At 65.2% G+C, this 11,997-nt stretch carries 9 protein-coding genes; 5 read left to right on the top strand and 4 right to left on the bottom strand.

Going from position 1 to position 11,997, the window contains the following annotated elements; genetic code table 11:
- Positions 1-40 precede the first annotated feature (40 nt).
- Positions 41-691 (top strand): CDP-alcohol phosphatidyltransferase family protein, encoded by a 651-nt coding sequence (locus BLU32_RS14965; RefSeq protein ID WP_093808246.1) that lies wholly within the window; start codon positions 41-43, stop codon positions 689-691.
- 61 nt (positions 692-752) lie between these two features.
- Here BLU32_RS14965 and BLU32_RS14960 read toward each other — a convergent pair whose 3' ends face one another.
- On the bottom strand, positions 753-1,139 hold the full coding sequence (locus tag BLU32_RS14960; protein WP_093808244.1) for an FKBP-type peptidyl-prolyl cis-trans isomerase: 387 nt from the start codon (positions 1,137-1,139) through the stop codon (positions 753-755).
- Positions 1,140-1,399: 260 nt separating this feature from the next.
- On the opposite strand from BLU32_RS14960, the gene BLU32_RS14955 reads away from it, so the two are divergent.
- The 4 genes from BLU32_RS14955 to BLU32_RS14940 all read left to right on the top strand — a co-directional run bounded on the left by BLU32_RS14955 (position 1,400) and on the right by BLU32_RS14940 (position 7,017).
- Positions 1,400-2,230, top strand: a complete 831-nt coding sequence (locus BLU32_RS14955; protein ID WP_093808242.1) for a 2-keto-4-pentenoate hydratase — start codon at positions 1,400-1,402, stop codon at positions 2,228-2,230.
- Positions 2,231-2,386: 156 nt separating this feature from the next.
- Positions 2,387-4,486 carry a 3-hydroxyacyl-CoA dehydrogenase NAD-binding domain-containing protein gene (locus tag BLU32_RS14950; RefSeq protein ID WP_093811099.1) on the top strand — a complete coding sequence of 700 codons (2,100 nt, stop codon included), beginning with the start codon at positions 2,387-2,389 and terminating at the stop codon, positions 4,484-4,486.
- 136 nt (positions 4,487-4,622) lie between these two features.
- Positions 4,623-5,690 (top strand): metal-dependent hydrolase, encoded by a 1,068-nt coding sequence (locus tag BLU32_RS14945; RefSeq protein ID WP_093808240.1) that lies wholly within the window; start codon positions 4,623-4,625, stop codon positions 5,688-5,690.
- Between the two features lie 88 nt (positions 5,691-5,778).
- The gene (locus tag BLU32_RS14940; protein WP_093808238.1) at positions 5,779-7,017 is read left to right on the top strand and encodes an MFS transporter; all 1,239 of its coding nucleotides are present in this window, start codon (positions 5,779-5,781) and stop codon (positions 7,015-7,017) included.
- 24 nt (positions 7,018-7,041) lie between these two features.
- Here BLU32_RS14940 and BLU32_RS14935 read toward each other — a convergent pair whose 3' ends face one another.
- From BLU32_RS14935 to BLU32_RS14925, 3 genes are read right to left on the bottom strand one after another with little or no spacing between them, the layout of a single operon-like run.
- Positions 7,042-7,827, bottom strand: a complete 786-nt coding sequence (locus BLU32_RS14935) for a hypothetical protein (protein WP_093808236.1) — start codon at positions 7,825-7,827, stop codon at positions 7,042-7,044.
- A gap of 24 nt (positions 7,828-7,851) precedes the next feature.
- A complete protein-coding gene (locus BLU32_RS14930) occupies positions 7,852-9,774 on the bottom strand; it encodes an adenylate/guanylate cyclase domain-containing protein (RefSeq protein ID WP_093808234.1) in 1,923 nt (640 codons plus the stop codon).
- Positions 9,775-9,792: 18 nt separating this feature from the next.
- Positions 9,793-11,985 (bottom strand): caspase family protein, encoded by a 2,193-nt coding sequence (locus tag BLU32_RS14925; RefSeq protein ID WP_157727698.1) that lies wholly within the window; start codon positions 11,983-11,985, stop codon positions 9,793-9,795.
- Positions 11,986-11,997 lie beyond the last annotated feature (12 nt).

Raw genomic sequence — 11,997 nt, 5'->3', positions numbered from 1 at the left:
AACGGCCCGCCCGACGGCGCCTCCAAGGGATTCCGCACCGATGATCGACGGATTGTTCAAGCGCCATATCGACCCGCTCTGGGAAAGCCTCTCGACGCCGCTGATACGTGCCGGCATGACGCCCAACCAGGTGACGGCAACCGGTCTGGTTTTGATCTGCCTGGCCTCGCTCGCCTATCTCTGGCACGGCAATCCGGCGCTCTTCGGGGTGACGCTCGCAGTGTCCTTCGCCTTCGATGCGCTCGATGGCGCGGTCGCGCGCCGGCGCGACATGTGCACGCGCTCCGGCGGCTACTTCGATGCCATGGTCGATCGGTATCAGGAGCTTGCGGTTCTTGGCGCCATCGCGGCCGCACAGAATATGTGGGGGGTGGCGCTCTTTGCGTTTTCCGGTGGTGTCCTGACGAGTTACGCCAAGGCCCGCACCGCCATCGAGATCCCCATCAGCAATGAGGCCTGGCCGGACTTTTTCGAGCGGCTGGAGCGGATCATCTTTCTCTGCGCGATGCTGCTTGCGGCCGGTGCGGCACCACTCGCCGGCCTGTCGGGAGCGACCGTGATCGCCGGGGGGCTGGCTCTCTATGGCGTGCTGTCGCATTTCACCGCCGTGCAGCGCATGCGTCGCGCCGTACGTCTTCTTCGCGCTGCCGACAGCGCGCGAGAGCTTCATCAGGAAGACGTGCCGGAATAACGCCAGGGTCTCCGGCACGCCTTGTCGGTTTTAGAGATGGAGCCTGATCGTGTCGCGGCGTCTATTTGGAGACGTCGAGCAGTTCCACGTCGAACTTCAGCGTGGCGTTCGGCGGAATCACGCCGCCTGCACCGCGCGCGCCATATCCCATTGCCGGGGGAATGACCAGTTCCCGGCGCCCGCCGACCTTCATGCCGGCGACGCCTTCGTCCCATCCTTGGATCACACGGCCGGCGCCGAGCGGGAAGGAAAAGGGCTCGCCACGGTCGCGGCTGGAATCGAATTTCGTGCCGTCCATCAGCCAGCCGGTGTAATGCACTGTGACCGTCGAGCCTGCGACGGCTTCCGCGCCGCTGCCGACGGCCACGTCGGTGACTTGCAGATCAGCCGCGGCAGCCGGGGCAATTGTGAGAAAAAGCGCGCTAAGCGCGGTCAGCAAACGTTTCATGGGTCCTCGCAAGGGCTTGGATGTCAGAATAAAAACCGGGCGACGCGTCGTGTTGCATGTCACCCGAGCAGTCGACCGCACAGTCGCCCGCGCAGCAAGCGGAGCAAGCGGAGCAAGCAGGTGCGGCGGCCACCCTCTTTTCCTTCGCAACCTTGACCGAAGCATGACTTGCCATTCGGGATCCGGCTCGGCATCGTTGCGCGCGAAACGAAAAAGACCGGCGGGCAAGGCGCGCGGGCGAGGGGAGCGGGAGAAACACGATGGACGGGCAAGATGCGATGCGCGGGGAGCTTGCGCAGTCCCTGCTCGAGGTTGCCGGGCGTGCCGGCTCCTGCGCGCCGATCACCGATACGGACAGCGGGTTCGATCTTGCCGCCGCCTACCGCGTCTCGTGTGCGCTGCGCACGCGCCGGATCGCGGATGGCTTGACGCCGGTCGGCTGGAAGATCGGTTTCACCAACCGCACGATCTGGGACGAATACGACGTGCATGCGCCGATCTGGGGGCCGGTTTACGACAGCACCGTTCAGGTGGTGGAGCGTGATGTGCCGGCGGCCTGCGGTGTCTCGTCGCTGATGGAACCACGCATCGAGCCTGAGATCGTGTTTCGGATTGCCGCACTCCTGTCGGCCGGAATGAACGAGACCGACTTGCTCGCGCGTATCGACGGTGTGGCGCTCGGCTTCGAACTGGTGCAGTCGCCGTATCCCGGCTGGCGGTTTCGCGCGCCCGACACGGTGGCTGCCTTTGCCTTGCATGGTTTGCTGCGGCATCGTCCGTTCGTGGCGGTGACTGATGCGAATCGGGATGGCTGGTTCGAGGCTCTGTCGTCCTTCACGCTGGCCTTGCTGAAGGACGGCGACGTCGTCGATCGGGGCGCGTCGGAAAATGTGCTCGGCGGCCCGTTGAGTGCCCTGAAGGCGATGGTTGACGGACTGCCGGCAACGGCGCTGGCCGAACCTGTCGACTGCGGTGCCATCGTGACGACTGGAACCCTAACGCGGGCCATTCCCGTGGTGCCGGGCGAAACCTGGGCGACCCGGGTCGACGGACTGCCTCTGGCCGATATCGCGCTGGAAATCGTCGCGTGAGTGTGCCAGCCATCGGTGCCGGCTGCCCTTTGCCGCGCGGCGACTGCCTTGGCGGTAATCGGATGAAGATATTTTAAGTTTCAAACATCTTTGTCGCCGCCTAGACTGCGCGGCATGTGACCCCGCCTTTCAAAACTCGTCAGGGAGACTTTGTTCGTGACAGACCCCGTTCGCTACTCCGTTGAAAATGGCATCGCACGGATTGCGGTGGACAATCCGCCGGTGAATGCCCTTTCGCAGGCCGTGCGGGCCGGGCTAGACGACGCGGTCGCCCGTTTCATGCAGGACGAAAACGCCAGCATCGCGGTGCTCTACGGTGTGGGGCGGACCTTCATCGCCGGCGCTGATATCAAGGAGTTCGGCAAGCCGATGGCCGAGCCGTTTCTTCCCGACGTGATCAACCGGATCGAAGCTTGCGACAAGCCGGTCGTCGCCGCGTTGCATGGAACGGCGCTGGGCGGCGGGCTTGAGGTTGCGCTCGGCTGTCATGCCCGCGTGGCGCTTGAAACGGCGCGTGTCGGTCTGCCCGAAGTCACGCTTGGAATTCTTCCCGGTGCCGGCGGCACCCAGCGCTTGCCGCGCCTCACGGGTGCGAAGTCGGCGCTCGACCTGATCACCTCGGGCCGGCATGTCGGGGCTGAGGAAGCGGAAACGCTCGGCATCGTCGATGCCGTGTCGCGCGACGACGATGCGCTCAATGCCGGTCTCGCGTTTGCCCGCGCCTATCTCGACAAGGCACCGGCGCTGCGGCGCACGGGTGAGATCGAACCGGGCGCGAAGGACGAGATGCTGTTTGCCGAGGCGCGCAAGGCAACCCAGAAGCGGGCGCGCGGCCAGCTCTCGCCGATGGTGGCGATCGATGCGGTGGAGGCGGCTTACGACCTGCCCCTCGGCGAGGGTCTCACGCGCGAGCGCGCGCTCTTCACCGAGCTGATGGCCTCCGACCAGCGTGCGGGCCTGATCCATGCCTTCTTTGCCGAGCGTGCGGTGGCGAAAATCCCTGAGGCCGGGCAGGCGACGGCACGTCCGCTGCACCGCATCGGCATCATCGGCGGCGGCACGATGGGTAGCGGCATCGCGGTCGCGGCTCTTGGGAGCGGCCTCGACGTGACCCTGATCGAGCGCGACGAGGCCGGTGCGGAGCGCGCGCATGCGATGGTGGCGCGTTTGCTCGACGATGGGGTGCGGCGCGGCAAGATGGACGCCTCCAGGCGCGATGCCATTCTGGCCGGCGCCTTCCGGACCGCGACGGATTATGCCGCTCTCAAGGACGCCGATCTCGTTATCGAAGCGGTTTTCGAGGACATGGAGGTCAAGAAGGAAGTGTTCCGCAAGCTCGACGCCGTGTGCAAGGAGCGCGCGATCCTGGCGACCAACACCTCTTATCTGGATGTCAACGAGATCGCGGCGGCGACGCAGCGCCCGCAGGATGTGATCGGCTTTCATTTCTTCTCACCCGCCCATGTGATGCGGCTTCTGGAGGTCGTGGTTGCCGACAAGACCGCAGCGGATGTGGTTGTCACCGGGTTCGCGCTCGCCAAGCGGATGAAGAAGGTCGCGGTGCGCGCCGGCGTTTGCGACGGCTTTATCGGCAACCGCTTGCTGAACACCTATCGCAAGGCCGCCGACTACATGGTCGAGGACGGCGCAAGCCCCTACCGGATCGATGCCGCTCTGGTGGCATTCGGATTTGCGATGGGTCCCTTCGCTGTCGGCGATCTCGCAGGTCTCGACATCGCCTGGGCCGGTCGCAAGCGCCGCGCGGCGACACGCGATCCGCGCGAGCGTGTCGTCGGCTTTGCCGACCGGCTGTGCGAACGCGAATGGTTTGGCCAGAAGACGGGCCGCGGTTTCTACCGCTATGAGGAGGGCGCGCGCCGCGGCACGCCTGACCCGGAAGTGGAGGTGATCATCGCGGCCGAGCGCGATGCGAAGGGCATCGTACCGCGTGATTTCAGTGATGCGGAGATCATCCGCCGCTACATGGCGGCGATGATCAACGAGGCTGCAAAGACGGTCGAGGAGGGAATTGCGCTGCGTCCGCTCGACATCGATGTGACGATGCTCTTCGGCTACGGCTTTCCGCGCTGGCGCGGTGGGCCGATGCACCATGCGGATACCCAGGGCCTGGACGCGATTCTCGCCGACATTCGCGAATTCGCGAAGGAAGACGCATTCTTCTGGGAGCCGTCGCCGCTGCTGGTGCGTCTGGTCGAGACCGGAAAGACCTTCGCCTCGTTGAACGGCGAGGGGTGAGTTGCTGCCGACCGGGCGCCTTGCGGGCTGGTCGCACCGGCACGGTGCCCTATGTTCGGCGCATCATGCCGAGTTGCCATTCGAGCGGCGGCTCGGCGGTCAACCCGCCGTCCGTTCCTGACCCGAAAAGACCCGCATGGATTCCCTCACGCAATTTCTCCTCGGAGCGGCGGTCTCCACCGCCTGCCTCGGCAAGACGCTCGGACCGCGCAAGGCGGCGCTCGTTGGCGGTGTGCTCGGCACCTTGCCGGACCTCGACGTGTTCATTCCCTTCGATGATCCGGTCGACAGTTTTGTCCTGCATCGCGGCGCGACCCATTCGCTTTTCATCCAGGCTCTGGCCGTGCCCGTGGTCGGCGAGGCGCTTCTGCGGATTTTTCGCGTGCTGCGCGACAAGCGCTGGCTGGTGTGGCTCACCGTCTATCTGTGTCTCTCCACCCACGCGATCATCGATGCGATCACGGTCTATGGCACGCGCCTGTTCTGGCCGCTTTATCCGGACCCGGTGGGTGTCGGGTCGGTCTTCATCATCGACCCGCTCTATACGCTGCCGCTTCTCGTCGTGACCGTGTGGGCGTTGTTCCGGCGCGACTGGGGACGCACGTTCGCGCGCGGATTGACGACGGCACTGGTCGTCAGCACGGCATATCTCGGCCTTTCGGTCGTGCTGCAGGGGCATATGGAGGCACGGGCGAAGGCCGTGTTCGAGCGTGCCGGGCTTCAGCCCGACCGTGTCTTCGCCATCGCCGCGCCGTTTACCACCGTGGTTTGGAAGGTGATAGGGCTTGAAGAGGGCCGATATCACAACGTCTATCTGTCGCTGTTCGACGGGAAAGGCGCGGCAGCGCCGATCTACACGCATCCGCGCCGTCCCGATCTTGTCGCCTGCCTGTCCGGCTCCGATGCGTTCGAGAAACTCGTCTGGTTCAGCCGCGGGTATTTTCGCGCCGAGGAAGCCGACGGCAAGGTGGTGGTCTCCGATCTGCGCATGGGATTGACGCCGGGCTATGCCTTCCGTTTCGCCATCGGCGAGCGCAGCGCCGAGGGTGTTGTGCCGATCCCGCCGGAACGCGACATGTCCTACCGCCGTTCTGGCGATGGTGACGGTGCCTGGCTGATGAAGCGGCTGGCCGGCAAGCCGGCGCCGCGTGCGGCTGAACAATTCACAGAGGTGGCGGCAAAGTCCCTGGTCAGCGCCTGCTAGGAAATTGGCTGTCGCGGGATTGCCAGAACGATCAGGCGGTTGTAACTCGGAATGACCATGCCTGATGTGATCCGAGGAAATTCCGAGCATGTCGACTGCTGACACTCCGACGCCCGGCGGCGTTGATAGCGCCTATGCCTGGTTACGTCTCGGTCTGTCGATGTTTCTTGCCACCATTGGCGGGGTCGGCATGTGGTCGGTGATCGTCGTGCTTCCTTCGGTGGAAGCCGAGTTCGGCGTCGACCGCGCCGAGGCCTCTCTGCCCTATACCGCCACGATGATCGGATTCGCGCTCGGCAACCTGTTGATCGGGCGCTTCGTCGACCGCTACGGCGTCACGGCGCCGCTGGCGATTGCCTCCGCCGCGCTCGGCTCGGGGTTTCTGCTTGCCTCACAGGCCCAGTCCCTTCTTGTTTTCGCCATTCTGCAGGGCGTTCTGATCGGCTTCGGCTCCGCCGCGACCTTCGGACCGCTGCTCGCCGATGTCTCGCATTGGTTCGCGAAGCGGCGCGGTCTTGCGATGGCCGCGACCGCGTCGGGAAACTATTTCGCCGGGGCGATCTGGCCGCTGGTGCTCCAGGCGGTGATGCAGGACCACGGTTGGCGCGGTGCCTATCTTTTCGTCGGCACCGTTTGTCTGTGCGTGCTGATCCCGGTGGCCTTTTTGCTGCGTCGTCCGCCGCCGCACATGATGACCCGGGGGCAGGCACAGCCGGTGAGGGAGCCGCCGCCCGCACGGCAGATCGCGATGTCGCCGCGTGTTCTGCAAGGACTTCTTGTGATCGCCGGTCTGGGCTGTTGTGTTGCCATGTCGATGCCGCAGGTGCATATCGTTGCCTATTGCGTCGATCTCGGTTACGGCGTGGCGCGGGGGGCGGAAATGTTGTCGCTGATGCTTGCCGGCGGGATCGCCAGTCGCCTGATCTCGGGCGTTCTGGCAGACAGGATCGGCGGTGTTCCGACCCTGTTGATCGGGGCGGTGCTGCAATGTCTCGCGCTCCTGCTTTACATCCCCTACGACGGGCTTGCCTCGCTCTATCTTGTGTCTTTGATCTTCGGCCTGTCGCAAGGCGGCATCGTGTCGAGCTATGCCATTGTCGTGCGCGAGTACATGCCCGCGCGCGAGGCGGGGCAGCGGGTCGGCCTGGTCATCACCGCGACCATCGTCGGCATGGCGCTGGGCGGCTGGATGTCGGGCTGGATCTACGACCTGACGGCATCCTATCAGGCAGCGTTCCTGAATGGCATTGCCTGGAACATGCTCAACATTGCCGTCATCTGTCTGGTGCTGTGGCGCACCCGCACTCCGCGCCCTGCGCTCGCCTGAATCAGGGCGCCGGGTACGGCCTTTTCAGCGCAGCGCCCTGCCGGCATGAACATGCCCGATCAGGGTGAGTGCCTGGCGCTTGCAGTCGTTGTCCAGCATCCATACGAGCAGTTCGCCGGGAGAGGCGTCGGCAAGCGCGTCGGGGCGATGGGCAATCGCGAGGTCGCGCAGATTGTCGTCGAGTGAGACCAGCAGGCGATCGTCGTCATCGGCCAGGGCATCTTCGACCGTCAGCACATGAGTGCCCTTTTCAAAGGTGAGGCCGTCGCGTCGGCCGGACGCGCTGCGCAGGGTGACGGGACTGTGCCGCGCGGCATCGCGCCGCCAGAACTGGAGAGATCCCGGCCGCACACAGCGCGGGCCGGAGCTGTCGACGCTGACGTGCCAGATACCGGGCGGCGGGGGAACAGTGCCGGCGCCTGCTCGGGCGGCACCCAGCACGGTGGAGCGCGCGTCGGCGCCCTGCAACAACCGGGAAAGCTTCTCCAGTGGTCCGCGGCTGCCTTTCGCACCGGCCGGCGCATCGGATTGAGGGTCCACGAGACCGGAATAGCTGCCCTCAAGCGTCAGCATGCGTCCGTCCCGGGACATCAGCGTGACCTTGGCACCTTTCTGCAAGGCGATCCTTGCGTCATCTGCAAGTCGGGTCCCGGTTTCCAGACCGTCGGACGTTCCGCTTGCAGCCAGAACGACGAAATCGGCACGCGCCGTGCCGAGCACCAGTGACAGCGCGGCAAACGCAAGGGCCGCGCGGATGGCTGTCCGCGCAACAAACCGTCGGCGCAGGTCACAAGGCCGCTTCATCTGCATCTTTCGCGTCTCCAGGCCCGTTGGTCACTTTCCGTCAAGCGTCAGTGTCGCGCCTTCTTCGCCTGCCTGCAACCGCGCCAGATGCAGCCGTGCCAGCGGATCCTGCGGTTTCAGCGCAAGCACCTTTTCAAAGCCGGCGCTTGCGTCCTCGTGGTGTGCGACGAGCTGCTTGAAGGCTCTGGTGTAGGCGGTGAACCATTCGGCCGCCGCTTCCTCCGCCGGGAGCGGTTCGAAACAGGCAAGCGCGCTGTCGCGCCCCTTGAGCACAAGGTTTGCAGCCGGGCGCAGGACGCAGGATACACGGCAGGCCCGCGCGACCGTCTCGCTGACAAGAATGCGTGTGCCGAGGTATTTGTTGGCGCCTTCGAGCCGGGCTGCGGTGTTCACCGTGTCGCCGACCCCCGTGTAGTCGAAGAAGCGGCTTCCCCCGAAGTTGCCGATGACCGCCTCGCCGCTGTGCACGCCGATGCGGGTAACGCCGAGCGCGACGGCCTTTTCCTCAAGCAGCCGTTTGCGGTGGGCTTCCGCAAAGCCATCGAGGGCGAGGGCAAGCGCGAACGCGTGTTCCGCCTGGTCCGGGTCGTCGTCCGGTGCGCCGAAGAAACAGACGACGGCATCGCCGATTATCTTGTCGATGGTGGCGCCATGTTCTGTCATCAACTCGCATATGCGGTCGAGATAGGCATTGAGCAGGTCGGCGACCTCGGGCGGCGGCAGGCGTTCCGACAGGCTCGTAAATCCCTCAAGATCGGTGAAGAGAAAGGTCACCTCGCGTTTTTCGCCGCCGAGACCAAGATGCAGGCGTCCGCTGGCGATCCGCTCTACCACCGACGGGCTGACGTATTGCGCGAAGGCGTGGCGTAGGAAGGCACGGTCGGTGTGATCCGCGCGCCAGCGGGCCAGTGAAACCAGACCGCCGGCGACGATCGCGGCGAGTGGCGGGGCGATCAGGGGCGGCAGAACCCCGGCGCGGGCGATCAGGACGCCGGCGACTGCGAGATAGCCGACAAGCGCCAGTGCAAGGGCAATGAACAGGTGTCGTGGCGCGATGCCGGTGGAAAAGCCCGCAGCCGCGAGGAGCGCGGCTGCGACGATCGCGACGCCCCCCGCCAGGGGGGGCAGCGGGCGAAGGCTGAGGCCCGCGAGCGTTTGCGCCAGGACGTGCGCGTGAATAACGACCCCGGGCAACGTCCCGGCCGTGCTTCCCTCCAGGGTCGTCAGCGGTGTCGGATGACGGTCGATGGTCGGCAGATCCGTGCCGATAAGGATAAATTTGCCGGCAAACCAGTCATCAGGTAGTCGCGCGACCAAATGCGCCGGGTAGACGGGAAAAGGGGCCGCCTCGTCGACGGCACGCGAATAGAGGATCCGGCCTGAGATCGGTTTCGCTGCATTGTCTGCCAGGGATTGCGCGAAGGTCGCATTGCCGGGGCGAGCGCTCGGCAGATGTCGCAGGACGCCGTCGACCTCGTCGCGGGCAAGTGCGACAAGCCCGGCAGGTTGGGGGGCGATAGTGCGCGCGACATAGTCGGCCTGGCGGTCTGTCAGCCCGTCGTCGCGGGTTGCAAGTGCCAATACGACAGGCACGCTGACCGCATCGAGGGTCTTGAAAAAGCGCGCATCCTTGATCGGTTCGCTTGGCTGGTCGATCAGGATATCGAGACCGACGACACGTGCACCTGCGTCGTCGAGCCGAGCGATCAGTCCGGCGAGGAATGCCCGGTCGACGGGAGAGCGATAGGGGAAGGTGGAAAGCGTGTCCTCCGTGATCGCCACCACGACGATCTGATTCGTGACGACAGCCCCCGGCGAGGGGGCGAGCGCAAGCGCCCAGTCGCCTGCTCGCGGTTCCAGCCAGGGGACGGCGACAAGGGCTGCCAGGACTGCGATCAGGATGGCGGCGACAGCCTGCAGGCGCCAGTGGCGGCGCGCGGGTGCGGATATCATCTTGTTATGGGACGCGCATCACGGGGCGTCGAAGCGTTTGACTTCGGAGCGGGTTCCATCGGCATAGGAAAGCTGCACTGTGACGTATCCGGTCGCCTTTGGCACAATGATATGGATCTTCGATCCCGGTCCGCTTTCGGGCACTGCGTGCGGATTGTCCGGATCGCAGGGACCGGTTTCGAATTGCGTGTCCGGCGTGTCGCTGTCCACCGCATACATCACGCTGTCGATGGCGCAGCGGTAGCTGATCAGATGCGAGAAGTAGACATACATCTTGCCGTCCCAGTCGCGGAAGCTGAGCCACCCGCTCGACAGGCGTTCCAGAATGTCTTTTTGTCCCGATACCAAAGCCCCGGCCGGTGTGAAGCTGACGGTGAAGGGGCCTTGCAACTCGTCGCGAATGTCGCGGTAGCGCACGGCGATGTCGGTGTTGCCGACATTGCCCGGCAGTTCGAATGCCGGGTAGGGGATTTTCTGTCCCGTGGTCGGGTCGAGCGCGCCATTGACGAATCCGGTCGACTTGAACTCCTCCCCGGGCAACCGGACGAAGATTTCGCGCGCGCGGTCGGCGATGGCCAGCGTCAGCATCCAGCCCTGATTGCTGCGCATCGCGTTCAGCTTGACCGGATTGGCAAGCGCGGCGGTGTTGAGGAAGGAAAGCGCCGCGAGGCGCGTCTTGGCGTCCTCGATCTGTTCGGCCGCCATCTGCTGGTCCAGATAAAAACGCAGGAAACGGCCGTCCTCGACCCCTTCCATGAAATTGGTTAGCAGCTCGTGCTCGCGCGTCTTGTCGGAGGTCGACTGCTGGCCCAGGCGGGCCTCGCTGAAGTCTTGCGACAGAGCGTAATGCGCCGGGGTGAACTCCGGGTTGGCGGTGAGAAATGCCGTCAGCCGACGCACGCGTTCCTCGCGTTCCGCAAGAAGGATCTCGGCGAAGAGCGTCGTCGGGTCCTGCCGGCCTTGCGAGAGCGCGCGATAGATTTCCCGCGCGCCCTCGCGTCCCTCCTGGATCTTGAGCACCGCCTGGAAACGCAGATGCGGGTCGACCTGCGGCATGCCGAAAGCGAAATATTTCAGATAGTCCTGCCGGGCCTTGGGGTAGTCGCCCCTTATCTCGCGGAGCCGCGCGTTGCTGTAGAATTCATGCGGCCGGGTCGGGTTGTCGACGATGAGCGAGCGGCTTGCGAGTTGCGCAAAGAGCTTTTCCACCTCGCCGGTGCCGCCTTGTTGCGCCGTTTCCAGCCGGGATTTGGCAAGTGCTGCAAAGGCGCCTTGCGGGAAGCGATCGAGATAGGCCTGCAGCTGTTCGGGCGCATTGCTGTCCTTCACGTCGTTCCAGAGCTGCAGTTCGATCTGCACGTCGGAGAGGGCGGCACCCCCCGGCGCAGTCGCTCCCGCGATAGCAGAAGCGTCTGGCAGGAATACCACGTCGGCGGTCAGCGAGGAGTGGTCCCAGGGCACCTGTTCGCCGCCGGTGGTTTCCACGACGCGCCGGCGCACCGCCTTGAACACCGCTTCCACCGTGCGGCCGGGCACGAGCATTTCCGTCGCGATGGCCGAAGTGTAGGGGCTGTTCAGTCCCGTGCCGTCGGCGGCTGTGCTGCCCGGTGCCGTGGCGAAGGAAATGAAGCTGCCGCGCGGCGTGCTTTGCAGCAGCGCGAAGCCTTCGCTGCCTGTGCCGATGGAGCGGCTCAGGGCTGTGTTGCGGCAGGCGTCCAGAATGACGATGTTTGCGCCGTCATGGGCGGCCTCGACGCGCGACAGCACCCAGTCGACCGAAAGTGCCTCGAATTCGGCGTCGACCTCGTCGCGCAGATCCGCGCCCAGCGGAGCGAGATAGTTGCGCCCGCCGGCCTGGAAGCCGTGGCCGGAATAATAGACGGCGGCGAGCGCGTCCGGTTCGGCCGCGCCGAGCGCGTCGGTGAAATCGCGCACCGCGCGTTTCATGTCGCGCAGGTCGGCGTCCAGCACCAGCGTCACCTCGAAGCCGGCTTTTTTCAGCGTGTCGGCGATCAGCGCAGCATCGTTTGCCGGGTTCTTCAGGGCCGACAGAGTCGCTCCCGTGTAGTCCGCATTGCCGATGACAAGCGCATGCCTGTCCGTGGCATGGGCGCTTGCCGAGAGCGCGACGCCGAACAAGAGGGTCAGGAGCACGGCGGCAAGGCCCGACATGCGATTGCGGGAACCGCCGTTCTTCCAGAACTGTCTCATGACTTCCGCTCC

This window comes from Stappia sp. ES.058 (assembly GCF_900105595.1).
GTDB lineage: Bacteria > Pseudomonadota > Alphaproteobacteria > Rhizobiales > Stappiaceae > Stappia.
Note: the sequence above shows the minus strand (reverse complement) of the source record. Positions and strands in the feature narration are given on the sequence as shown.